The 24,505-nt window shown below is 48.8% G+C and carries 28 protein-coding genes; 14 read left to right on the forward strand and 14 right to left on the reverse strand.

Annotated features, from left to right (window positions below):
• Positions 1-4 precede the first annotated feature (4 nt).
• From tolR to XMG48_RS10810, 8 genes are all read right to left on the reverse strand, one after another.
• The gene (gene tolR / locus XMG48_RS10775; protein ID WP_173482082.1) at positions 5-421 is read right to left on the reverse strand and encodes a protein TolR; all 417 of its coding nucleotides are present in this window, start codon (positions 419-421) and stop codon (positions 5-7) included.
• Between the two features lie 9 nt (positions 422-430).
• Positions 431-1,108, reverse strand: coding sequence for a protein TolQ (gene tolQ, locus XMG48_RS10780; protein WP_173482083.1), 678 nt, complete (start codon positions 1,106-1,108; stop codon positions 431-433).
• Between the two features lie 12 nt (positions 1,109-1,120).
• The gene (gene ybgC / locus XMG48_RS10785; RefSeq protein ID WP_173482084.1) at positions 1,121-1,537 is read right to left on the reverse strand and encodes a tol-pal system-associated acyl-CoA thioesterase; all 417 of its coding nucleotides are present in this window, start codon (positions 1,535-1,537) and stop codon (positions 1,121-1,123) included.
• Positions 1,538-1,543: 6 nt separating this feature from the next.
• Complete coding sequence (ruvB, locus tag XMG48_RS10790) at positions 1,544-2,557, reverse strand: Holliday junction branch migration DNA helicase RuvB (RefSeq protein WP_173482085.1); 1,014 nt, start codon at positions 2,555-2,557, stop codon at positions 1,544-1,546.
• A gap of 1 nt (position 2,558) precedes the next feature.
• Entirely contained in the window at positions 2,559-3,191 is a 633-nt protein-coding gene (gene ruvA, locus XMG48_RS10795; RefSeq protein ID WP_173482086.1) for a Holliday junction branch migration protein RuvA, read from the reverse strand.
• A gap of 45 nt (positions 3,192-3,236) precedes the next feature.
• Complete coding sequence (gene ruvC, locus XMG48_RS10800; RefSeq protein ID WP_173482087.1) at positions 3,237-3,755, reverse strand: crossover junction endodeoxyribonuclease RuvC; 519 nt, start codon at positions 3,753-3,755, stop codon at positions 3,237-3,239.
• A 341-nt stretch (positions 3,756-4,096) separates the two neighbouring features.
• Positions 4,097-5,860 (reverse strand): aspartate--tRNA ligase, encoded by a 1,764-nt coding sequence (aspS, locus tag XMG48_RS10805; protein ID WP_173482088.1) that lies wholly within the window; start codon positions 5,858-5,860, stop codon positions 4,097-4,099.
• 238 nt (positions 5,861-6,098) lie between these two features.
• Entirely contained in the window at positions 6,099-6,542 is a 444-nt protein-coding gene (locus tag XMG48_RS10810) for an HIT domain-containing protein (protein WP_173482089.1), read from the reverse strand.
• A gap of 53 nt (positions 6,543-6,595) precedes the next feature.
• Between XMG48_RS10810 and XMG48_RS10815 the strand changes: the two genes are divergently transcribed.
• Entirely contained in the window at positions 6,596-7,723 is a 1,128-nt protein-coding gene (locus XMG48_RS10815; protein ID WP_173482090.1) for a GNAT family N-acetyltransferase, read from the forward strand.
• A gap of 47 nt (positions 7,724-7,770) precedes the next feature.
• Complete coding sequence (locus tag XMG48_RS10820; protein ID WP_173482091.1) at positions 7,771-8,139, forward strand: hypothetical protein; 369 nt, start codon at positions 7,771-7,773, stop codon at positions 8,137-8,139.
• Between the two features lie 8 nt (positions 8,140-8,147).
• On the opposite strand, the gene XMG48_RS10825 is transcribed toward XMG48_RS10820, so the two are convergent.
• The 3 genes from XMG48_RS10825 to fabV form a co-directional block, all read right to left on the reverse strand.
• The gene (locus XMG48_RS10825) at positions 8,148-8,333 is read right to left on the reverse strand and encodes a hypothetical protein (protein ID WP_173482092.1); all 186 of its coding nucleotides are present in this window, start codon (positions 8,331-8,333) and stop codon (positions 8,148-8,150) included.
• An 85-nt stretch (positions 8,334-8,418) separates the two neighbouring features.
• The gene (gene hemH, locus XMG48_RS10830) at positions 8,419-9,504 is read right to left on the reverse strand and encodes a ferrochelatase (RefSeq protein WP_173482093.1); all 1,086 of its coding nucleotides are present in this window, start codon (positions 9,502-9,504) and stop codon (positions 8,419-8,421) included.
• A 168-nt stretch (positions 9,505-9,672) separates the two neighbouring features.
• Positions 9,673-10,866, reverse strand: a complete 1,194-nt coding sequence (fabV, locus tag XMG48_RS10835) for an enoyl-ACP reductase FabV (RefSeq protein WP_173482094.1) — start codon at positions 10,864-10,866, stop codon at positions 9,673-9,675.
• 146 nt (positions 10,867-11,012) lie between these two features.
• Between fabV and XMG48_RS10840 the strand changes: the two genes are divergently transcribed.
• The 7 genes from XMG48_RS10840 (at position 11,013) to XMG48_RS10870 (ending at position 16,813) form a co-directional block, all read left to right on the forward strand.
• A complete protein-coding gene (locus XMG48_RS10840) occupies positions 11,013-11,447 on the forward strand; it encodes a MaoC family dehydratase (protein WP_173482095.1) in 435 nt (144 codons plus the stop codon).
• A gap of 141 nt (positions 11,448-11,588) precedes the next feature.
• Positions 11,589-12,074, forward strand: a complete 486-nt coding sequence (locus tag XMG48_RS10845) for a DUF523 domain-containing protein (RefSeq protein ID WP_173482096.1) — start codon at positions 11,589-11,591, stop codon at positions 12,072-12,074.
• A gap of 79 nt (positions 12,075-12,153) precedes the next feature.
• The gene (locus XMG48_RS10850; RefSeq protein WP_173482097.1) at positions 12,154-13,872 is read left to right on the forward strand and encodes a proline--tRNA ligase; all 1,719 of its coding nucleotides are present in this window, start codon (positions 12,154-12,156) and stop codon (positions 13,870-13,872) included.
• 12 nt (positions 13,873-13,884) lie between these two features.
• Positions 13,885-14,229: an arsenate reductase (glutaredoxin) gene (gene arsC, locus XMG48_RS10855; RefSeq protein WP_173482098.1), complete on the forward strand. Its 345-nt coding sequence runs from the start codon at positions 13,885-13,887 to the stop codon at positions 14,227-14,229.
• A 1-nt stretch (position 14,230) separates the two neighbouring features.
• On the forward strand, positions 14,231-14,809 hold the full coding sequence (gene wrbA / locus XMG48_RS10860) for an NAD(P)H:quinone oxidoreductase (RefSeq protein ID WP_173482099.1): 579 nt from the start codon (positions 14,231-14,233) through the stop codon (positions 14,807-14,809).
• A gap of 10 nt (positions 14,810-14,819) precedes the next feature.
• On the forward strand, positions 14,820-15,194 hold the full coding sequence (locus tag XMG48_RS10865; RefSeq protein WP_173482100.1) for a DUF2069 domain-containing protein: 375 nt from the start codon (positions 14,820-14,822) through the stop codon (positions 15,192-15,194).
• A complete protein-coding gene (locus XMG48_RS10870) occupies positions 15,194-16,813 on the forward strand; it encodes a SufS family cysteine desulfurase (RefSeq protein ID WP_173482101.1) in 1,620 nt (539 codons plus the stop codon). The genes XMG48_RS10865 and XMG48_RS10870 overlap by 1 nt, the downstream gene beginning before the upstream one ends.
• On the opposite strand, the gene dnaQ is transcribed toward XMG48_RS10870, so the two are convergent.
• Genes dnaQ through XMG48_RS10885 form a run of 3 tightly spaced genes read right to left on the reverse strand, consistent with a single transcriptional unit; the run spans position 16,801 to position 18,718 of the window.
• On the reverse strand, positions 16,801-17,520 hold the full coding sequence (dnaQ, locus tag XMG48_RS10875) for a DNA polymerase III subunit epsilon (protein WP_173482102.1): 720 nt from the start codon (positions 17,518-17,520) through the stop codon (positions 16,801-16,803). The two genes, XMG48_RS10870 and dnaQ, sit on opposite strands and share 13 nt — an antisense overlap.
• A complete protein-coding gene (gene rnhA / locus XMG48_RS10880) occupies positions 17,520-17,954 on the reverse strand; it encodes a ribonuclease HI (RefSeq protein ID WP_173482103.1) in 435 nt (144 codons plus the stop codon). Before rnhA ends, dnaQ begins: the two co-directional genes overlap by 1 nt.
• Positions 17,951-18,718: a class I SAM-dependent methyltransferase gene (locus XMG48_RS10885; protein WP_173482104.1), complete on the reverse strand. Its 768-nt coding sequence runs from the start codon at positions 18,716-18,718 to the stop codon at positions 17,951-17,953. The genes rnhA and XMG48_RS10885 overlap by 4 nt, the downstream gene beginning before the upstream one ends.
• 79 nt (positions 18,719-18,797) lie before the next feature.
• On the opposite strand from XMG48_RS10885, the gene gloB reads away from it, so the two are divergent.
• The 5 genes from gloB to XMG48_RS10910 all read left to right on the forward strand — a co-directional run bounded on the left by gloB (position 18,798) and on the right by XMG48_RS10910 (position 24,505).
• Positions 18,798-19,571, forward strand: coding sequence for a hydroxyacylglutathione hydrolase (gene gloB, locus XMG48_RS10890; protein ID WP_173482105.1), 774 nt, complete (start codon positions 18,798-18,800; stop codon positions 19,569-19,571).
• 121 nt (positions 19,572-19,692) lie between these two features.
• Positions 19,693-21,294, forward strand: coding sequence for a LysM peptidoglycan-binding domain-containing protein (locus XMG48_RS10895; RefSeq protein WP_173482106.1), 1,602 nt, complete (start codon positions 19,693-19,695; stop codon positions 21,292-21,294).
• Complete coding sequence (locus XMG48_RS10900) at positions 21,294-21,542, forward strand: hypothetical protein (RefSeq protein ID WP_173482107.1); 249 nt, start codon at positions 21,294-21,296, stop codon at positions 21,540-21,542. Before XMG48_RS10895 ends, XMG48_RS10900 begins: the two co-directional genes overlap by 1 nt.
• Before the next feature lie 69 nt (positions 21,543-21,611).
• Entirely contained in the window at positions 21,612-23,414 is a 1,803-nt protein-coding gene (locus XMG48_RS10905; protein ID WP_371740534.1) for an extracellular solute-binding protein, read from the forward strand.
• Positions 23,414-24,505, forward strand: a complete 1,092-nt coding sequence (locus XMG48_RS10910; RefSeq protein ID WP_173482108.1) for a microcin C ABC transporter permease YejB — start codon at positions 23,414-23,416, stop codon at positions 24,503-24,505. The genes XMG48_RS10905 and XMG48_RS10910 overlap by 1 nt, the downstream gene beginning before the upstream one ends.

Genomic DNA, 24,505 nt, shown 5'->3' on the forward strand with positions numbered 1-24,505 from the left:
GGATCTACTCCGTCACCAAACCGACTCGTTCAGCTCCAGCACCCTGTAACAGCACCATTAACTGAACCACCTGATCATAGCTCGCTTGACGATCACCTCGAACCAACATCATTTTTCCAGGGTTAACCGAGAGTATCTGCCTGATCTGACCCGCTATCTGTTCGGCACTTTTAGGAACCGTCTCATCTTCACCCAAATTGATGTAGTAAAGTCCTTCTGCATCAACCGTCACGATCAATGGCTCTTCATCTTGAGTCTCTACAGGCTCAGAGGAGGCTTTCGGGAGTTCCACATCAACGCCTTGAGTCAACATAGGAGCTGTCACCATAAAGATAATCAGCAGAACCAAGGTCACATCGATATAGGGTACGACGTTAATCTCTGCATTCAATTTGCGCTTTGTGCGCTGACGCCTAATCATCTTTTACCCTTAACGAGCATGAACGCGACGGTAAAGAATGCTAGAGAACTCATCGGCAAAGGTTTCGTAACTGTTCAACAGAGAATCCACCGATGCTGAGTAACGGTTGTAGGCCACCACGGCCGGAATCGCCGCAAACAGACCTATAGCCGTCGCGACCAAGGCTTCTGAAATACCCGGCGCTACCGAGGCAAGGGTCGCCTGCTGAACGTTAGCCAGACCACGAAACGCATTCATGATACCCCACACGGTTCCAAACAGACCGACATAGGGGCTGGTAGAACCCACCGTTGCAAGGAAAGGAAGGTGCGCTTCGAGCTTCTCCTCTTCACGTGCCATTGCGACACGCATGGCTCGCTGCACACCGTTCATCACCATATCCGGATCAGCATTTGACTGCTGTGTCAGACGTGTAAATTCTTTGAGTCCAGCTCGGAAAATATTTTCAGCTCCGCTCTCTGAATTAGGTTCAGCATTGGCTTCGCGGTAGAGCTGACCTAAATCAGCACCCGACCAAAAACGCTCTTCAAATGCTTTAAACGCTTTTTGTGCACCGCTAATGACGCGGCGACGTTGAAAGATAACAACCCAAGATAAAAACGAAGCCGCCAAAAGCGACAACATAACTAACTGGACGACGAAACTCGCACCAAATACGAGGCTCCAAATCGACAGCTGATCTTCCACACTCAACTCCTGTTAATCCCAAGCTTCCGGATGCGCTTGGGTGATTGATGTAATTAACTCTTTTGGCCAGCGTTTCGGACGCATGGCTCCAGTGACGGATATCACTTCAACTTCTGCTTGGCAGAGGACTCTATCAGATCCCTCCTTAACAACAGCTTGCAGAAATTTAACACGTGCACCTTGCGGTTTTTTGACGGTTGTTCTGACAATTAACGAATCATCAAGCCTAGCCGGCGCTAAATATTGCGCCTCCACCGAACCAACCACAAAAATCAAATTTTGCTGTGACAGTTCGTGCTGCGACCAACCCGCCGAACGCAACAACTCCGTCCGAGCACGCTCCATAAATTTTAGATAATTAACGTAGTAAACAATACCGCCAAAATCGGTATCTTCTATGTAGACTCTGACAGGCCACTGAAACGCCATAATAAACTAGTTTCCTTCAGGCTTATCGACACCAAAGTATCGGTAAGCATGGTCGGTTAGCACCCGCCCTCTTGGCGTGCGCATGACAAAACCTTGCTGAATCAAATAGGGCTCGAGAACGTCTTCGATGGTGTCACGCTCTTCGCTAATGGCTGCCGCAAGACTGTCCACACCAACAGGACCACCACCAAACTTTTCTAGCATGGCGAGCAGCATTCGACGGTCCATGTGATCAAAACCATGTTGATCGACATTGAGCATATTCAATGCCAGATCAGCCATCTCTTCGGTGATACGCCCATCCCCTTTCACTTCAGAGAAGTCACGTGCACGGCGCAGGAGCCGGTTGGCAATACGAGGAGTACCGCGAGAACGACGTGCAATCTCGTGCGCACCACCCTCATCGATTTCAGAACCACTTAAACGTGCCGTTCGCATGACAATATTGGTCAGATCGGCAATCGAATAGAACTCTAACCGCTGCACAATACCGAAACGATCACGCAGTGGTGACGTCAATAAGCCGGCACGTGTCGTAGCACCGACTAACGTAAAGGGGGGCAGTTCCAGTTTGATCGATCGTGCAGCTGGGCCTTCACCGATCATGATATCGAGCTGGTAGTCCTCCATCGCGGGATAGAGTACCTCTTCGACACTGGCACTGAGTCGATGAATCTCGTCTATGAAGAGCACATCTCCCGGCTCAAGATTGGTCAGAAGAGCTGCAATATCACCCGCTTTCTCTAAAACAGGGCCAGAGGTGGTTTTAATTTCACTGCCCATCTCATTGGCAATAATATTGGCCAGTGTGGTTTTACCCAATCCTGGCGGGCCAAAGATCAGAGTATGATCCAGTGCTTCATTACGCTTGCGAGCGGCATGGATGAAGATCTCCATCTGCTCTCGAACTTGCGGCTGACCTTCATAGTCTTGAAGTGTCTTAGGGCGAACCGCGCGATCATGCACCTCTTCATTGGGTGTCTTAACCGGCGATATAAAACGATCAGGTTCAATCTGCATCTTAGCTTGCCACCATCATCTTAAGTGCCTGACGAATCAACGATTCTGTATCGGCCGTCTCACCCAATTCGGTGACCGCTTTTTCAATCGCCTTAGTTGCTTGCAGCGGTTTATAACCCAATGCGACCAGTGCCGTCTCTGCATCTGCTCTGTAATCGACGGTAGGCTTCGCATCCACGATGGGCATTGCAAAATCACTCAGTTCCGCTTCAACACGGGTCGGTAGCTCAAGTCGATCCAGCTTATCCTTCATCTCGATGATTAAACGCTCAGCGGTTTTTTTACCGACACCCGGCAGACGTACCAGGGCTGTACTGTCCTCATGCTGAACCGTTCGAATGAACTCTTGGACGGAGATACCCGAAAGAATGGTCAACGCCAACTTAGGCCCCACCCCATTCACCTTGATCAGGGTTCGAAACAGAGTGCGTTCGTTTTTGTCGGCAAATCCATAAAGAAGCTGTGCATCTTCACGCACAACGAAGTGTGTATACAGCGTTACAAAGGTGCCGACGTCCGGCAATTTGTAGAAGGTATTCATGGATGCTTCCAATTCATAACCGACACCGGAAACATCTATCAGCAACTCTGGAGGTGACTTCTCTACCAATTCACCTGTTAAACGACCTATCACAATCTGACCTCAATAAAGTAACGCATTGATATTATTCGAAAGCACTTACAATCTCCATCGCCCTTTTACTGAACGACGAGTTCCCGCTGTCGCTATTAAGCCTTGACGGGTATAGGCATGACAGAGTGCGATGGCCAGCCCATCAGCCGCATCGACCTGTGGCAACCCCGGAAGTGACAAAATACGCTGCACCATCATCTGGACCTGCCCCTTATCCGCAGCGCCAGTTCCAGCTACTGCCTGCTTCACCAGGCGTGCCGCATATTCATGAACCTCTACACCCCGATTGACGGCCGCTACGATAGCGGCCCCTCGTGCCTGCCCTAACTTAAGCGCAGAGTCAGCGTTACGAGACATAAAGACCTGCTCTATCGCACACTCTTGAGGCTGGTAGCGCTCAATCAGTTCAGAGACACCGCTAAAGACTTGATTTAACTTATCAGGAAGGGTCGCATCCGCGATTTTGATACAACCACTGGCAACGTACTCAGCCTTATTACCCTGAGCATTGATGATGCCGTATCCGGTAATTCTTGAACCTGGGTCGATTCCCAATATCAGCATCGGTCGCCTGTCGTAGAGATTGTTTTAATGCTGTATATACTAACAGTAGTTGTGATTGAGACCAATACCTTAAACAGACAGCGGTTGACAGGCTAAAGCCAGTCACCGGAGCATTAAATTCGATTAGCAAGTCCAATCGATCGCGGTTTGGCGCGGGGCGCCAATACGCTCCTATAGTAGGACTTTGCAACGATCTCTCTGCGTAGCTCGACTGTAGGAGCGAATTTGAGCGCAGCGAAAAACCGCGATCAACTCGCATCTGCGAGTTGTAAGTCTTTCAGCATTTTCCAGAGACACAAAAAAACCGGCTTACTGCCGGTTTTTTTTAATCAAACACTCGATTAAGGTGTTTTACGCAACTTGATGTTTAGGTCACGCAGTTGAGCCGCGCTCACTTCTCCCGGTGCTTCAGTCATTGGACAAGCCGCTGACTGAGTTTTAGGGAAGGCGATCACTTCACGAATCGAAGTAGAACCTGTCATCAACATAATCAAGCGATCAAGACCGAACGCCAGACCCGCATGTGGTGGCGCACCGAACTTAAGCGCGTTCAATAGGAAGCCAAACTTCTCGTCCGCCTCTTCATCACTGATACCCAGTACTTTGAAGACCGCTTTCTGCATCTCTTGATCGTGGATACGAACCGAACCACCACCAAGCTCACAACCGTTAAGAACCATATCGTAGGCACGTGACAGCTGACCTTCAGGCTGAGCAATCAACTCCTCTGGTGAACAGCTCGGTGCTGTGAATGGGTGGTGAAGCGCTGTCATGCTGCCATCGGAGTTCTCTTCAAACATTGGGAAGTCGACAACCCATAGTGGCGCCCACTCACGCTCAAGCATGTTAAGGTCTTCACCCACTTTGATACGCAGCGCACCCAAGGCTTCGTTAACGATGTTGGCTTTATCCGCACCGAAGAAGACAAGATCACCATCTTTCGCTTCAAGGCGCTCCATAATCTGCAGCGCAATCTCTGCACCCAAGAACTTAACAATTGGAGACTGAAGGCCTTCAGCGCCAGCCGCTAGATCATTCACTTTAATCCACGCCAAACCTTTCGCACCGTAGATTGATACGAACTTAGTGTACTCATCAATCTGCTTACGAGTCAGCTCTGAACCGCCCGGTACTTTAAGAGCCGCGACGCGACCTTTTGGATCCGTTGCTGGGCCAGCAAACACTTTAAAGTCGACAGTTGCGACAAGGTCTGCAACATCAACCAATTCCATAGGAATACGCAGGTCTGGCTTATCAGAACCAAAACGCTGCATCGCCTCAGAGTATGGCATGTGCGGGAACTCGCCTAGATCGATGTTCAATTGATCTTTGAACAGGCCACGGATCATATTTTCAGTGATTGCCATCACCTCGTGCTCATCAAGGAATGAGGTCTCGATATCGATCTGAGTGAACTCTGGCTGACGATCAGCACGCAGGTCTTCATCACGGAAACACTTAGCAATTTGGTAGTAGCGATCAAAGCCAGAGACCATCAGCAGTTGTTTAAACAGCTGTGGTGACTGAGGCAGTGCGAAGAAGCTACCTTCATGAGTACGGCTTGGGACTAGGTAGTCACGTGCACCCTCTGGTGTAGCACGAGTCAGAATCGGCGTTTCGATATCTAGGAAACCTTGATCTTCAAGGTAAGCACGAACCTGGTGAGTCACTTTAGAGCGGAAACGAAGCTTCTCTTGAATCTCTGGACGGCGGAGATCGACGTAGCGGTGACGAAGACGAACATCTTCACCCACTTGCTGGTGCTCATCCAACTGAAAAGGAGGAGTTTCAGCCTTGTTCAGGATGATCAGCTCTTTACCCAGCACCTCGATAGCACCCGTTGGCATATCCGGGTTGGTAGTACCCTCTGGCCGAGCACGAACAAGGCCTTTAACCTCAACTACGAACTCGTTTCGGCAGCTATCCGCCAACGCGAAACTCTCTTCGCGATCTGGATCAAACACAACCTGTGTCAAACCCTCACGATCACGAAGATCTAGGAAGATTACGCCACCGTGGTCACGACGACGGTGCACCCAACCTGCCAGGGTAATTTCTTGTCCAATATGTTCTTCACGAAGATCGCCGCAATAGTGGCTGCGCATAACTCTGCTGTCCTATCTACTAAAACCCGCTGAAACGAGTATTAACTAAAATGGTTAGGCCTATGGCCGAAAGGCGGGAATTATACCTGAATTAACAGGCTATTACAGGGCAATTTTTGGTATTTCAAAGAGTATCTTGTGGATTCTAGAGCGGGTGACAGGCTTAAGGCCTGTCACCTTTGGGACGTCAAACTATCTACGAAGAGCGGTAACTGGTTTTCAACCTGTCAAACGCTGATTATACCGCTCTAAACTCAACTTCACCGGTTAACAAGGCATCCAAACGCTCTTTGACAGAGGCTAGCTCATCTGAGCTGTAAGGCTGTGCTGGCACTTTCCCCCAGACTGGTCCTGGCCAAGCAGGATCACTCTCTAACCGGGCGATAACATGTATATGCAATTGGGAAACCATGTTACCTAGATTCGCAACATTCATCTTTTTGGCCGCGAAGATATCGGATAACGCTTGAGCCAGTGCACTGGTCTCCAGCAGCATCTGCTGTTGATCCTCTGCACTGAGATGGTAGATCTCTGTCATACCCGCACGACGAGGTACAAGAATCAGCCAAGGATATTGGCTATCATTCATCAGCAAAACCGAAGAGAGCGGGAAATCACCCAACTTAATCGTATCCGCAGCAAGTTGAGCATCTAACTGAAATTCGAGTTCTAGTTCATCCATTTCTATATACTCCTCGTAACGACCTAACCTTTTCTTAAATATAGACCAAGCAGATGGAAATTAGGACTCATCAATCCATTAATAGTATTGATAAGCATCGTTGGAATGAACTTAAGGATTCCGACTATCCCTTTCTGCGTCATGAATTCTTGGCCGCGATGGAACATTCAGGGTCTGTTTCGACGGAACAGGGTTGGCAACCCTGTCACTTAGAATTAATTGAGGAGGGTGAGACGATTATCTATCTCCCTCTCTATATTAAATACCACTCTTGGGGTGAGTATGTTTTTGATCAGAGTTGGGCAAACGCTTTCCATCAATCCGGCTTAAACTACTATCCAAAGCTTCTAAGCGCAGTCCCTTTTACGCCATCAACCGGCCCGAGATGGGTAGGTAAACTGAAAGCTGAAGAGTCTCTACAGAGAATATCCCAAGCGATTAAAACCTTTGCTAGCGAGTACAAATTAGAAAGCTGGCACCTTCTCTTTCCAAACGACTCATCGATAAAAAGCGCTCTGCCTAGGGATTTGTTAATCAGAAGCGGACTGCAGTATCAGTGGTTTAATAGAGATTATCGTGACTTTAACCACTTCCTAGAAGGGCTCACTTCTCGAAAACGCAAAGAGCTGCGTAAAGAGCGCGAAAAAACCGAGGCGTTTAAATTCATTCACCTCTCAGGTTCAGATATTACCCAAGATCAACTTCAGCAGTTTTACGAACTCTACTCACTCACCTACCTTAAACGGGGACGTGAGCCCTACCTAAATGAGAGTTTCTTTACCGAATTAGTGCACACCATGCCCGAGCAGATGCTGTTTGTCTTTGCACAACTTGACGGAAAAATCGTTGCGGGCGCCCTATCCTTCCATGACAGCAGTACGCTCTATGGTCGCTATTGGGGCTGTTATGAAGAGTATGACGCGCTGCACTTCGAGACCTGCTACTACCAGGGGATCGACTACTGCATTGCACGACAGCTCAAGCGCTTTGACTCAGGTGCACAGGGAGAACATAAGATTAAGCGCGGTTTTGAACCTATATTTACTCACTCTGTACATTGGGTTAATCACCCAGAATTTCACAAAGCGATCGCTAACTTCGTTGATGAGGAGCGGGACTATCTGTCATCACAAAAATCTTACTTATCTGAAAGACTTCCGTTTAAGAACACAGATTTATAGTCTACTCTTATGAAAAGATTCCAGACAATCCATTTAACGGACTAAACATGACACTGCTCAACCAGCTCAAAGACGCTTATCTTATTCGTGACCTTGTAGAAGGAAAGATACGTTACTTTTGGGAATTCCCCTCTGGAGAGCGCGCCAGCGAACTACTGGTCTCTTATGATGCGGCTTATGACTGGTGGCGACAGGCGATTCATGATGCCTATGAAGGCCCCGAACGTCGTACTTCACCTTTTGATCGACGCGCTAACAGTGTTAAACGCGCCAGCGAGGTCAAACATGGGCAAGTGACCGTTCAGTCTTACGGTGGGCGACGCACAACTGATACGCCACCGAAAATTAGAGAGGATCGAGCTGAAGCTAAAATTGAGAGGTTAAAGTCCCAGCTGTCGCATTGGAGTGATCAATAAACGAGCAATCAGTGCAGTGGGGTTTCGTACTTTTTCTGAATCGCAATCAATTGAGGCTGAATATCGAGTGGGGCGTACTTGATCGCTTGATCAAACAGCTCTTTGTTCGCCTCTGATAATCGCTCATCTTCGTCCATCTGTGACAACTGACTCATCGCTTCAAGAAATTTAGGGTGCGGTTTCGTAGCAGACATCACAGACCTCCTGATCCAATAGATTAGATTCTATTGTGGCCTAAAGTATTCACTAGGCAAAGTGCTTTTTAGCGCAGAACAAACTCTACTGTTCCGCGCCTTTAGCTTTGGCTTCGGATGCTCGTAATTGATAATCATCTTCAGGTTTGGAGATCCACCCTTGAAGTTCACGATCAATCAATCCACACAGCATGTTAATGTGTGATGCATCAGAGTTTAGCGCTTCAATGTATTCATAACGCTCACCACCCGCCTCTTCGAAATATTCGCGGTTCTCTTCACCGATCTCTTCAATGGTCTCAAGACAATCAGACGAAAACCCAGGGCAGACCACCTGAACAGATTTCACACCCTGGCCAGGTAGGGATTTAAGCGTCTCATCAGTATATGGCTTCAACCACTCTTCGCGACCAAATCGAGACTGGAAGCAGGTCATGTACTCCCCCTCTTCTAACCCCAAACGATCGGCAATCAGTCGTGTCGTTTTATGACACTGACAGTGGTACGGATCGCCATTTAAAAGGTATCGTTTTGGTACACCATGATAAGAGAGAATGAGTTTATCCGCTCGCCCATGCTCAGCCCAATGAGCTTGGATCTTCTCTGCTACCGCCTCAATGTAAGCAGGTTCATCAGCGTACTGCTGAATAAAACGGAAATCTGGAATCAGACGGCGTTTTTGAAAATCACTCGCTACCGCATCAAAGGTAGAAGCGGTCGTTGAAGCGCTGTATTGCGGATAGAGTGGCAACACTACTAACTTTCGAACACCCGCTTCTTGCATGCGATCTAGCACTGATTCAATCGATGGATTGCCATAACGCATCGCAAAATCAACCACGACGCGATCGCCATACAGCGATTCAAAATGGTTACGGATAGCTTCTGTCTGATTTTTAGTATGAGTAAGAAGCGGTGAGCCTTCGTCCGTCCACACGGTTGAGTAGGCTTCAGCAGAACGCTTCGGGCGTATATTTAAGATGATAAGATTGAGAACCATCCACCAAATTGGACGCGGAACTTCCACGACACGAGGATCCCAAAGAAACTCCTTAAGGTAGCGTTTAAGCGCTTTGGGAGTCGGTGCATCCGGTGTACCCAGATTGGTCACAAGGACGCCGATTTTATCTTTCTGGCTATGAGAAAATTTTGGAAAGCCTTTGTATTTCATCTAAAAAACGCTCTAAATGTTTGATGGTGACAGTGTAGCCAATCTTATGTGAGTGCACCAAGACTGAAATCAGAAAAATCCATACGCACTCTATGGGCTTTACGATCACCTGTAGCAACTGACAATAAAAAACCGGCACATAGCCGGTTTTTTTTGAGTTGACTTGTATTAAGACAATTCGAGTGGCTTGAACGGAACCAAAGTATCCACTTCAGCGTCGTAATCAACACCGTCAATACCGAAGCCGAACAGCTTCAAGAACTCATCTTTGTAGAGTTGGTAATCGGTCAATTCAAACAGATTTTCAGAAGTGACATCTGGCCATAGGGCTTTACACGCCGTTTGAATACTGTCACGAAGCTCCCAATCATCTAGACGGAAGCGGTTGCCTTCGTCCATTTCGCAGCTGTCACCGTAGAGACCGGTGCGGAATAGTCGGTCAATCTGCTCTTGGCACCCTTCATGAACACCTTCAGCACGCATGATTTTGAACACCATAGCTAGATAGAGTGGCATCACAGGAATAGCAGACGAGGCCTGTGTCACAACGGACTTAAGAACCCCTACGTTTGCTTGACCACCCTTTTTCGACAAGCGCGCATTCAATTCAGAGGCAGCACGATCCAAATCCTGCTTCGCTTTACCAAGGGTACCGTGCCAGTAGATCGGCCAAGTGATATCGGTACCAATGTAGCTGTAAGCAACGGTTTTAGCACCGTCAGCCAAAACTCCTGCTTCATCCAGAGCTTCGATCCAAAGCTCCCAATCCTGACCGCCCATCACTTTGACGGTTGCGTCGATCTCTTCTTGATTGGCTGGTTCGACTTCCGCTTCGATGATGACATCTTTGTTAGTATCGATCGCTGTTGAACGGTAGACCTCACCGATCGGCTTCAAGGCAGAACGAATCACCTCACCAGAGTCTGGCATTTTACGAACAGGAGACGCCAGCGAATAGACCACAAGATCAATTTGACCTAAGTCCTCTTTGATCATCTCAATGGTTTTCGCTTTCGCTTCATGAGAGAAAGCGTCGCCGTTAATCGATTTAGCGTAAAGCCCTGCTTCGTGGGCCAGCTTTTCAAAACTCGCCGAGTTATACCAACCCGCGGTACCTGGTTTCTTCTCGGTTCCCTCTTTTTCAAAGAAGACACCAATGGTAGAAGCACCCGCACCAAAGGCTGCTGTTATACGTGAACTCAAACCATAACCCGATGATGCACCTACAATAAGTACACGCTTAGGACCATCAATCGTTCCTTGCGCTTGAGTCTTCGCAATTTGCTCGCGAACGTTTGCTTCACAGCCTGTTGGGTGAGTTGTTGTGCAGATGAAACCGCGAATTTTTGGTTTAATGATCATGGTAGAAAGTTTAGTCCATTCAATATAACGAAACGCAAAGATACCTGATTTATCCCCACTGGGGAATCTTGAAACCTCTCTTGCAACCCATGAAAAAGTGAGTAACCTGTTGCAAAAACCCAATTCCACACTGTTTAGGATGATTTATGGATAATTTACACGGCTACTACTTAGAAGACCTTGTAGTTGGTATGAGCGACAGTTTTGCAAAGACCATTTCTGAGGCAGATGTCTATGGCTTTGCAGGCATTTCGGGTGACACCAATCCTGTACACATTAATGAGGAGTATGCTGCGACAACTCCATTCGGCCAGCGCATTGCCCACGGCATGCTAAGTGCGGCATTAATCTCTACTGTGGCCGGTACGAAACTTCCTGGACCTGGAGCGATCTATGTTGATCAGCAGATTAAGTTCAAGGCACCCCTTTTTATCGGGCAAACAGCGAGAGCAGAAATCACCGTTAAAGAGATCAATGAACGCCGTCGTCGTGTCCTTTGTGACACCAACGTTTATGTTGGCGACAAGGTAATCGCAACGGGTGAAGCAACCTTTATGGTGGACGCCCGTCCAGAGGCTTAAACAGCCTAACAGCCTGTGTAAGACCATTGATTGAGACTCACAGGCTGACTTCCCCTTTCCACTTCTGTATGATCGCCAACCACTAAATCGTCGTACAGCGACATCTACGACACAATAATAAAAAAACACGGTCACACATTTATGAATAAAGTGCTTATCAGCGCCTGTCTTTTGGGCGAAAACGTTCGATACGATGGACGTCACAACCTCATTAATCACCCCCTGCTAGAGAGGCTACAAAACGAAGATCGCCTCGTTAGGATCTGTCCCGAGGTCGCCGGTGGTCTCACTGTCCCTCGCCCCTACGCCACTATTGCTCGTCGTATTCCGGTTGAAGTCATCACAGATGAAGGCGAAGACGTTACTCCGCAGTTTGTTCTTGGCGCCGAGCTCACAGCAGAACTGGCAAAGCGAGAGGGGTGCGTTGCGGCTTTGATGAAAGCCGATAGCCCAGCCTGTGGTAATCGCGACATCTCAGGCGCTGCCTTCAGTGGTAAAGAGGCGTCTGGCGCTGGTATTGCAGCGCAAGAGGTCATTGAGTCTGGCATCCCAGTCTTTAATGAGACGGAAATTGATCGCTTAGAAGCGATGTTAGAAGAGCTAGATTTAGTATCTGAAACCGCATAATTGTTTTTAAAACTTGTAGCCGAAAGAGCCCATCCTTAAACTATGGGCTCTTTTTATTTGAGCTGGAAACAATTTCACCATGCGTGCTAGTCAATTTCTTATTGCGACCGTCAAAGAGACTCCTGCTGATGCAGAGGTTATCAGTCATCAGTTAATGCTTCGTGCGGGCCTCATCCGCAAACTGGCATCAGGCCTATACACCTGGCTACCGATGGGTCTTAAAACACTGCGCAAGGTTGAAAAGATCATTCGCGAAGAGCTCGATGCTTCGGGTGCTCAGGAGCTACTGATGCCTGCGATTCAGCCGGCTGAATTGTGGCAAGAGTCAGGCCGCTGGGAACAGTACGGACCTGAACTGCTCCGTTTGAAAGATCGTCACCAGCGTGATTTCTGTGTTGGACCGACTCACGAAGAGGTGATTACCGATCTGGTTCGCAACCAGCTTAAGAGTTACAAACAGCTACCGGCTAACTTTTACCAAATTCAAACCAAATTCCGTGATGAGATTCGTCCGCGTTTCGGTGTAATGCGCTCACGTGAATTTGTTATGAAGGATGGCTACTCCTTCCACATCAACCAAGAGTCACTACAGAAGACGTACGACGACTACTTTGATGCTTACGTTCGCATCTTCGACCGCCTTAACCTAGATTACCGTCCAGTCATTGCCGATAACGGTTCTATTGGGGGTACCGGCTCTCATGAGTTTCACGTTCTTGCCGCTTCTGGTGAAGATGATATCGCCTTCTCTGACAGCAGCGATTACGCAGCCAATGTTGAAATGGCGGAAGCAATCGCACCTAAAGCCGCTCCGGATGCACCTACAGAAGAGATGCGTTTGGTTGACACGCCTGATGCTAAAACCATTGCCGCGCTCGTTGAACAGCACAACCTACCGATCGAGAAGACGATTAAAACCTTAATGGTCAAAGCGTCGGACGAGGTTGATTCAGAGATCGTTGCCCTTCTGGTTCGTGGCGACCATGAGTTAAATGAGATTAAGGCGGAGAAGCAGCCTGAAGTTGCCTCTCCTCTGACCATGGCAACTGAGGAAGAGATCCGTGCAATTGTGGGCGCCGGCCCTGGCTCCCTTGGTCCAGTCAACCTTCCTATTCCGATCGTTATTGATCGCGCAGTGGCTTGTGCGTCTGACTTTGGTGCCGGTGCTAACATCGATGGTAAACACTACTTCGGAATTAACTGGGAGCGTGATCTTCCTACCCCACGCGTTGCAGATCTTCGCAACGTGCAAGTTGGCGACCCAAGTCCAGACGGCAAAGGTACGCTGAACATTCGTCGCGGTATCGAAGTTGGACACATTTTCCAGTTGGGCTTGAAGTACTCCGAAGCGATGAATGCAACGGTATTGGATGAAAACGGCAAAGCGGTGCCAATGACCATGGGTTGTTACGGTATCGGTGTTACTCGTGTCGTTGCAGCTGCCATTGAGCAGAATCACGATGAGAACGGCATCATCTGGCCAGAATCTCTAGCACCTTTCACCGTTGCTCTAGTACCACTGAACTACGATAAATCTGATGACGTAAAAGCGCTATCGGACAAACTCTACTCAGAACTGAAGGCAAAAGGTGTTGATGTACTACTAGACGACCGAAAAGAGCGCCCAGGGGTTAAATTTGCCGACATGGAGCTGACCGGCATTCCACACCGCCTAGTGATCTCAGACCGAGGCATTGCAGCCGGTCAACTTGAGTACAAAGGTCGACGTGATGCTGAAGCCTCGGATCTTCCACTGGATAACGCAGTGGACGCGCTGATCGCGAAACTGGGCCAATAAGGAACTATTTCAATGAGCATCACTATTCTTCACAACCCTCGCTGCTCTAAATCACGTCAAACTTTGGCACTGGTTGAAGAGCAAGGGGCTGAACTCACCGTTCGTGAGTATTTAAAAGAGCCTCTATCCGCTGATGAGCTTCGTCAATTGATTGCCGCACTGGGTGTAACACCAATCGACCTAGTGCGCACCAAAGAGGATGAGTTCAAGTTGGCCGGTCTGACTAAAGAGTCCTCAGCTGATGCATTGATCGACGCTATGGTTGAGTACCCAAAACTGATGGAGCGTCCCGTTGTGATCAACGGTGACAAGGCGCGCATTGGCCGCCCTCCTGAGCAAGTATTAGAGATTCTGTAATATGTCTGCGCCGTACGTACTGGTTCTATTCTACAGTCGTCATGGCGCGACCCGTGCGCTGGCTGAATCGATCGCACTGGGCATTGAACAATCTGGTATTAACGCTCAAATAAGAACCGTTCCGGATGCAGAAACGTCTGACCTCGCAGATAGTGAAGGGACACTCTATGTCACACGGGACGATTTAAGAGAGTGCTCAGGCCTAGCATTAGGAAGTCCAACCCGGTTTGGTCATATGGCCAGTGCGTTAAGCGCATTTATCGAGACGACCACGTCAGAGTGGCTGTCTGGCTCGCTGATCGATAAACCGGCAACACTGTTCACCTCATCCAGCTCACTGCATGGCGGTCAAGAGAGTACGCTGCTCTCTATGGCTCTGCCTTTGATCCATCAAGGAATGCTGTTAGTCGGTGTTCCCTATAATGTTGCTGAACTGCACTCAACCACCCGTGGTGGCACACCTTACGGTGCCAGTCAGGTATCGCAAAACAGTCACCGCCTATCACAAGACGAACAGAGAATTGCCGTCGCTCAGGGTAAACGTTTGGGTACCCTAGCGCAGCGTTTGAGCAGTCGTTAAAGGAGTTAACATGTCTCTACAACGCAAAGCGTCAATCAGTGGTTTAATTACCCGTGTCAGCTTTATCGCCCTTTTAATCTTCTACACTCTACGTTTCTTATGGTTAGCACCGAGTTCTGGAGATAACCCTTGGGTGATTTGGCTGGTTCACTTACTGCCACTGATCGGTTTTACACCCGCTATATTAAAGGGCACACCGCGTCCTCACGCTTGGCTCTGCTTCGTATTGCTGCTCTATTTCTTGGGCAGTGTACTGACGGCTATCCAACCCCATTTAGCCCTCTATGGTGTGATTGAAGTGTTGTTGATTTCAACTCTGTTTACCGCTGCGATGATGTATACACGCTGGCAGAGTCGCTGGCTGCGTGAGCAAACCAGTCACTGATGGACAGCCAAACCCTGCGACGAATACGTTCGAGCTTTCCTATCCTCAATACACGAGTTGATGGGAAACCCCTGATCTACTTCGATAACGGGGCTACCACTCAAAAACCGCGCGAAGTGATCGATGCAATAACTCAGTTTTATCGGAAAGAGAATGCCAATGTTCACCGTGCGGCTCACCACCTGAGCAGCCTAGCAACCGCACACTTTGAACAGGCTCGAGGTCAATTAGCACAGTTCATTAATGCTAAACCCAATGAAATTGTCTGGACTCGAGGTGCAACCGAAGGTCTCAATCTCGTCGCCGAGAGTTACCTAAGACCCATTCTCAAGGCAGGTGATCGCATTGTTATCGCTATCTCTGCTCATCACGCTGCGATTCTTCCGTTTCAGCGATTAGCGCAGCAGGTTGGCGCCCACTTAGACGTCATCGAACTGACAGCGTCAGGTGAACTCAATTCAGATCAGTACCAAAGCTACCTTAAACTCAATCCAAAACTGGTGGTACTACCCCACGCCTCCAATGTCCTAGGCACCGTCTACCCCATTAAAGAGATGGTAAAACTGGCCAAGAGAGAGGGCCTAACGACTCTGATCGATGGGGCTCAAGCGGCACCGCACCTGGTCTTGGACATGCAGGATCTTGACGCTGATTTTTATGCGTTTTCGGGTCACAAGATGTTTGGTCCGACCGGTATTGGGGTTCTTTACGGGAAAGAGGCTCTGCTTAATGCGATGCCCCCTTGGCAAGTTGGCGGCGAGATGATTGAGTCGGTCAGCTTAACTGAGACCCAGTATGCCGAGGCGCCGCTGCGCTTTGAAGCGGGCACGCCCGATATTGCCGGCGCCATTGGATTGGCAGCTGCCGCTGAGTACCTAAACAATCTAGACCGTGCAGAGATAGAAGAGCACGAGCAGCAACTGACCAGTCACCTCTTGCAGGGACTCAAATCCATAGAGGGGATTAAAATACTCCCTGCTGGAGAGTTCAGCTTACCCATTGTGAGTTTCTATCATGAGACGATCAATGCCGACGACATAGCCGCTCAACTCGATGCACAGGGCATCGCTGTTCGTGCCGGTAGCCACTGCGCGCAACCGCTCATGCAGTCATTTGGATTGCACTCTTCTGTGCGCATCTCTTTAGCGTTTTATAACACAATTGAAGAGCTAGACACTTGTATCGCCCTTTTGCGTTCACTCTGTAGCCATCAACCTGTGACGAGTGATGAGACATCGAATAGCGATTCAGCAAAGCTTTGGATAGAACAGGTTGAGCAAGCGAAAGATTGGCCAACACGACTGAATGCACTGATGAGTTTGGGATCAGTCTCAATAGACCCAAGCCTAAAGCGACCAGAAAATCTCGTCACAGGTTGTGCCAGTCAGACTTGGCTAAAACTGAGTAGTGAAAAGGGTTTTATTCAGTTCGATGGGTGCTCAGAGAGCCGTCAGATTACTGCTCTGATTCAGCTTTTTAAGCACCAGATTGATCAGGGATCCACTGTCGAACAGATCAAGACTTACCTAACGGACCTTGGCTTGGAAAGGCAGTTGAGTCGCACGCGTGGCAACGCCATTCAACGTTTGATTGAATGGCTAGAGTCTCATGACTCCTGAGAAAGGTTTCGCCACACAGCGCCGTCTGATTTCTTATCCAGCATATCCAAAAAACGTTCGTGCTCAGTGAGGTCATCTTCACTCGCTTTCAACACTTTAAGACCAGAAACCTGTTCAGGAGTAAGGCGTCTGATTCGCTGTCCACCACCCTCTTCATCTTGCCCATCCACCGATAGACTCAAGGCGGTTTGACCACCCGTAATCGCCAAATAGACATCGGCTAGGATTTCAGAGTCGAGCAAGGCGCCGTGCAATTCACGGTGCGAGTTATCTATAAAGTACCGACGACAGAGAGCATCTAGGTTGTTCTTCTGACCAGGGTGTTTTTTACGCGCTAAGGCTAAGCTGTCGGTAATCGTACAGAACTCTTCGATGCGCTCTTTAATCCCGTTGCGCTCAAACTCCTTATTAATGAAGCCGACATCGAACGACGCGTTATGGATGATCAGTTCGGCACCACGCACGTATTCAATGAATTCGTGCATCACAACATTGAACTTAGGCTTGTCTGCCAAAAATTCATTGGTAATGCCGTGGACCTGCATCGCCTCAGCATCAACCTCACGATCGGGCAGAATGTATTGATGGTAGTTGTTACCGGTTAAGCGGCGTGCCACCATCTCCACACAACCGATCTCGATGATGTTGTGACCCTCTTCGGGCTCAAGACCGGTGGTTTCAGTATCGAGTACAATTTGACGACTCATTAGAGCTGTTCCTCATATCCGCGATTAGCCAACTGATCGGCTCGTTCATTACCTGGATCACCACTATGGCCCTTAACCCATCGCCACTCAATGTCATGTTGTTGTGTCGCCTGATGAAGTCGCTGCCAAAGCTCGGCATTTTTAACCGGCTTGCCCTGGGAGTTTTTCCAATTTCGCTTCATCCAGCCGTGGATCCACTCTGTGATCCCTTTGCGCAGGTATTCCGAATCTGTATAAAGAATCACTTTAGAGGGTCGTTTTAAACACTCTAGCGATTCGATAGCCGCCATGATCTCCATGCGATTATTGGTGGTTTCATGCTCCCCACCCCACATCTCTTTCTCAGCACCGCCATAACTTAATAGCGCACCCCAACCACCAGGCCCAGGATTACCTTTACAGGCCCCGTCGGTATATATCTTGACTACTTTCAACTCTTATTTCGCCTTACACCAGCACTTGTTGCTTTAGATTCTATCACTTGTAACTTGCCAAGTAGACGACGATTCCACTGCGGTTGCAGTGGTGTGAGTCCCGCTACATCTTTTCTTGCTGTTATTGTGAACAGGTTGCCTGATTTAAACGGCAACGCCTTAATCACCTTGGCCACAGGCCTGATCCGTTGCCGCCACTGGTTACTCTCCAGAGGGTAGTTGAACTCTTTAGAGTCCCCACCTAAGGATGAGAGCTGCAGCAACTTAAACCAATCGCCTAAACGGTGTTGCGAGATAAATTGGGCACGCCAAGGGGCGCCCTGATTTCTCTTAAACTGTGAGTGCAACCCTAACCAGGAGGTCGGATTAAAACCCAACAAAATCAGATGACCACCAGGGCGAAGGATACGGGCCGCTTCACGAATAACTTGGTGTGGATCCGCAGAAAACTCATGAGCATGGTGCAATACCAAAATATCAATGACCGCCGACTGCACGGGCAGCTCTTCTGGCGTTGCAATTAGGGTTCGTTCTTCCATCCCTAGCTCAACTCTAGGAGCAACCAATACAGCGTGCTGAGCTCTGGCTGTATCACAGAGCCACTGACGACCGTCCAAAGTAACCTGTAATAGACGACTGCCCTGCACGGAGAGCAATGCACGCTCGATCATCTGGCGCTCTTGTGCCAAAAACTGCTGCCCCAACTCTGAGTCGTACCAGGCTTGCAGTTCGCTGACTGCGTTCAAATCAGTCACACTACTCATCGTTTTCACCTTCAAATGAGGTTCTCATTGATCTCTATTCTAGGTAACCTGAGGGGAAATTTCAGCCTCGGAGTTCAGGATGTTTAAGCTAACCCCATTACCCGCATTTGACGATAACTATATCTGGGTCATCGAATCACCTGATGACTCATCCATTGCCGTTGTCGATCCAGGTGATGCGGATGTGGTTGAACAGCATCTGACTCAATCCAACAAAACATTGGCTGCTATCCTAGTCACCCATCACCACCGAGATCATACTGGCGGTGTTGACGCCTTGAATGCGCGATACTCAGTGCCTGTTTACGGCTCATCTGAGTCAAAGTTTCCTGGTGTAACACACCCTCTATCTGACGGAGACTCCATTGAGCTGTTTGGGGCGTCTCTATGTATCAAAGCTGTCCCTGCACACACTCTGGATCATATCGCCTACTTAGTTAACGGCGATACACCGCAGCTGTTCTGTGGCGATACACTGTTTTTAGCTGGCTGCGGTCGCCTGTTTGAGGGAAGTGCAGATCAGATGCAAAAAGCAATGGACTACTTTGCAAGCCTACCGGATGCGACCGAGGTCTACTGTACGCATGAGTACTCTCTAGCCAACCTGGCCTTTGCCAAAGCCGCTGACCCAGAAAATAGTGACATCGACCAAGCGATCACTCGATGCGAACAGCTAAGATCCGATAACAGACCGACACTGCCAAGCAGCATCGGATTAGAACGCCAGATAAACCCCTACATGCGAACGCGTGAAGCGGCATTGATTCAAAGCGCCAGCCACTATTCTAACCAAACACTCTCTGCTGGAGTCGAGACCTTGGCGGCACTGCGAGAATGGAAGAACAGCTTCTAAATAGTGATCTATGAAGTGGACTTTTTATTCCTTAACAGAAAATTAATGAAATTGACCCAATAGCCCCTCACAGGTAGAATTGCGGCTTTAAATTTTCGGTATAAATGTCCAGAAAGGCACTATGGCAAAGTTGAAATCGACACTGATGGTTGGCGCCCTTGCGATCACACTCGCAGGCTGTCAGACCGTCGCGACACAACAGAGCGCACAGCAGAGTCCAACCGAGCCTGTCCAGGTGCTTGAGAGCGAGCCTGTTCTTGTTCAGCGTACCGAACCCAAAGTGAAGCCAGAGTGGGATGAAGCCCCGATTAAATCGGTACTTCTAGAACTTGAGAAAGATCCAAAGAAAGCAGACTTGTGGGAAATAACCCGCAACAACATGCGACTCAACCACAACCTGGACAAAAAGGTCGTTCAACAGCATATCGATTGGTATGTTGAGCACGACAAATATTTGAACCGCTTAACAGGCCGCGCCTCTCGTTACTACCACTTTGTACTGCATGAAGTGATCAAACGTGGCATGCCGGCAGAGATCGCTCTAATACCAGCAGTAGAGTCCTCTTACGACCCATTTGCCAAATCACCAGCTAAAGCATCTGGCGCATGGCAGTTCATGCCGGCAACCGGCGACCATTTTGGTCTTAAGCGTAACTGGTGGTACGACGGTCGACGCGACATTGTTGCCTCAACGCACGCTGCACTGGACTATCTAGAGTATCTGCATGACTACCTCGATGGGGATTGGCTGTTGGCGATGGCCGCCTACAACGCCGGTGAGGGCACCGTGGGTCGTGCAGTCAAACGCAATAAAAAAGCCGGTAAGCCGACCGATTTTTGGAATTTAAAGCTGCCGCGTGAGACACGTCATTACGTTCCTAAAATCCTAGCGATCTCTGAGGTGTTCAAACATCCAGAGAAACACGGTCTTGCTTTAGCACCACTGGCAGACAAGCCCTACTTTGAGATTGTCGATACTGGCGGTCAGATCGATCTGTCACGCGCGGCCGAGTTAAGTGGTGTCGAACTGGATGAGATCTACAAACTCAACGCGGGCTTTTCACAATGGGCCACGGATCCTGAAGGGCCACATCAGCTGTTAATACCGGTCGATAACGCTGCGCGTTTTAAAACCGAACTCGCATCACTCGCCCCTTCTGACCGAGTCAACTGGGCTCGTTATGAAGTTAAGCCAGGCGACAGTTTATCGGTCATCGCAAAACGCTTTAACACTAACATTTCGACCATTCAGACCTCGAATGACTTGAAAGGTTCTCTGATCCGCGTAGGTCAGTCTCTACTGATTCCATCTGCGTTAGTCGATGCCAGCCAGTACCGTTTGAGTGTTGCCCAACGCAGTAGCAACAGCATCCGAAAGAGCGCACCCGCAGGCAGTAAAAAGATTCTACACACCGTTAAGTCCGGTGATTCACTGTGGAAGGTTGCAAAACGTTATGGCGTTGACCACAAATCGATCGCCCGCTGGAACAACTTTGCTACCTCTAAGACGCTTAAAATTGGTGAGCGTTTAGCGATATTCAAAGCCGATGATCAAGCCTCTTCAACTGCAGAGTACTTGGTCCGCAAGGGTGATAACCTCAGTGTCATTGCCCAGCGCCACAACATCAGTGTTCAGCAGTTACTGAAATGGAATGACATTAGCATCGACACCCTATTGATGCCCGGCCAACCCCTTCGCGTTAAACAGCCTGAGCAGGGCTAATGGATACTTTAGGCATTGCAATCATCGTAATCTCGGTGGTTCTAGCCGTGATTTTCAAAGTGGTTGTGATGAAGCGCATCCGCGAATGGGTTGATCAAGACCTCATTCGCAGCCTCTCAATGGGTGACAAAGCTAAGCTTGAGCAGCTGATGGAACTCGACCAAACACTCAAAAGCCAAGAGAGGCCTCGAGGCGAACGTCATCAGCAACTGGAAAAGCTTGCTGAGTCACTCAATTCAACAAAATAAGTTGAATTTTTAACCCTACCACCCTATTTCTAACGTATAGTTTTACAAACTGTTTTGTTGGAGGTTTCCGTGGCTTTGGGTTCTTTTCAAAAAAATTCCATAAAAATAATAGGCGCCATTCTCTCATTTACCCTGTCATTGACTGCTCATGCCAGTGTCGAGTCTTCACACGGGATCGCGATGCACGGAGACCTGAAATACGATGCAGGGTTTAGCCATTTTGAGTACGTAAATCCAGAAGCGCCTAAAGGGGGAGTTTTTAAACAGGCCGCAAACGGCACTTTTGATAGCTTTAACCCTTTTATTATCAAAGGCACTGCAGCGGATGGTACCGGATTAACCTTCGACACCCTGATGGCCCGCTCCTACGACGAACCCTTCACTCAGTATGGATTATTAGCGGAAGCAGTCCGTATGCCCGAATCCAGAGCCTGGGTTGAGTTTGATCTTCGCAAACAGGCACGTTTTAGCGACGGCACCCCTGTAACGGCAAACGATGTCATCGAGACCTTCAGACTGTTGCGTGAACAGGGATCACCCTTCTACAAAGCCTACTACCGAGACATCCGTTCAATTACCGCCATTACCGACCATACGGTCCGTTTTGAGTTTGGCAGTGAAGAGAACCGCGAATTGCCGCTGATCATTGGCGAGGTCCCTATTCTCTCTGCGAACTACTGGAAAGAACGAGACTTCACCAAGCCTTCGCTGGACCCTATCTTGGGTTCAGGGCCCTACGTTGTAGACTCTTTTGAAGCGGGTAGAACCATTACCTACAAGCGCAACCCAGATTATTGGGGAACCGACCTTCCGGTTAACCGCGGTCGCTACAACTTTGATGCCATGCAGTTTGATTACTACCGTGACAGCACCGTCGCACTGGAGGCATTCAAAGCTGAAGAGTATGACTTTAGAGAGGAGAACTCCTCTAAAAACTGGGCGACCAGCTATACGGGCCCGGCATTTGATGAGGGTCGTATTAAGAAGGAGCTGATTGCTGATGCCAACCCGGCTGGTATGCAAGCCTTTATCATGAATACGCGCCTCGACAAGTTCAGTGATCCTCGTGTTCGATCAGCCATCGCACACGGCTTCGATTTTGAGTGGACCAATGCCAACCTGTTTTACAGCGCATACACTCGCAGTCACAGTTTCTTCTCTAATTCAGAGATGGCCGCCACTGAACTACCCAGTGAAAAAGAGTTGGCCATTTTAGAGCCGTTCAGAGGCCAGATTCCGGATGAGGTGTTTACAACCGTTTACCAAGCGCCAACCACCAAAGGGGATGGGCGCAACCGAACTCAACTTCGCACAGCACTTAAACTTTTAAAAGAGGCTGGCTGGACACTAAAAGATGGCAAATTGGTTAATGATGCCGGAGATTCATTCAATTTCGAAATACTACTGGTGCAAAAGGATTTTGAACGCGTCGTTGCACCCTTTATTCAAAATCTAGAGAAACTGGGGATGCAGGTCAGCATCCGCATCGTTGATGTATCCCAGTATATTAATCGTCTTCGTTCAACTGACTTCGACATGATCGTCGGCAGCTTTGGACAGAGCAGCTCACCAGGCAATGAGCAGCGCGAATTTTGGGGATCGGAAGCCGCCGATCAACCCGGCAGCAGAAATCTAATCGGCATCAAAGATCCCGCGATTGATCAGTTAGTGGAGCTTCTGATTCAAGCTCCGGATCGTGAGCAGCTTGTGCTGCGTGCTCGAGCACTGGATCGAGTATTGCAGTGGAACCATTTTGTGGTGCCTCAGTTCCACATCGACTCACACCGTGTCGCCTACTGGGATAAATTTGAGTTACCTGCGATTCGCCCCACCTACACCATTGGACTGGATACCTGGTGGGCTAAGCCATAATGGCAGCGTACATTGTTCGACGATTACTGCTCATGATACCGACGCTGTTCGGTATCTTGCTGTTGAACTTCCTAATTATTCAACTGGCGCCTGGTGGACCGGTTGAACAAGCTCTCGCTCACCTACAGGGTTTTTCGGTTGATGCGACCAGTCGTATTGGTTCAGGAGAGCGTTCAGATATCAGCGCCGATGCACAAGGCGGCGATTCAAAATATCGGGGTGCCCAAGGCATGGACCCCGCACTGGTTGCTGAGATCGAACAACTCTATGGCTTTGACAAGCCGGCCCATGAGCGGTTTTTTAAGATGCTGACAGACTATCTAACCTTCGATTTTGGCCGTAGTTTTTTCAGTGATAAACCGGTGGTTGATCTGATTATCGAAAAGATGCCTGTCTCGATCTCTCTTGGGCTATGGACCACACTGATCACCTACCTAGTCTCCATTCCTTTAGGCATTCGAAAAGCGGTTCGAGATGGCTCCCCTTTTGATATCTGGAGTTCCAGCATCATCATTGTTGGCTACGCGATCCCAAACTTCTTGTTTGCTATTTTACTGATCGTACTATTTGCCGGCGGCACCTACTTTGAGTGGTTTCCGTTGCGAGGCTTAACTTCACCCGGATTTGAAGAGATGACTCTGATCGAAAAAATCGGGGATTACTTCTGGCACCTTGCTCTACCAATCCTAGCGTCCGTTATTTCCAGCTTCGCAACGCTGACCATGCTGACTAAAAACACCTTCCTTGATGAGATCCATAAGCAGTATGCACTGACCGCTCGGGCTAAGGGTTTAACCGAGCATCAGGTTCTTTACGGCCATGTATTCCGAAATGCCATGCTACTGATCATAGCGGGTATGCCTGCTGCATTGATTGGTATTTTCTTCACAGGATCGATGTTGATTGAGGTGATCTTCTCACTGGATGGTTTAGGGCTGCTTGGCTATGAGGCGGTTATCAACCGAGATTACCCTGTTATTTTCGGTACGCTCTACATCTTCACCCTAGTGGGGCTTCTATTAAAGCTGGTATCAGACATCACCTATACCCTTGTCGATCCTCGTATCTATTTTGAGAGTCGAGAGGGTTAA

The sequence above is a fragment of the Marinobacterium sp. xm-g-48 genome (assembly GCF_013282925.1).
In the GTDB taxonomy this organism is placed as follows: Bacteria; Pseudomonadota; Gammaproteobacteria; order Pseudomonadales; family Balneatricaceae; genus Marinobacterium_E.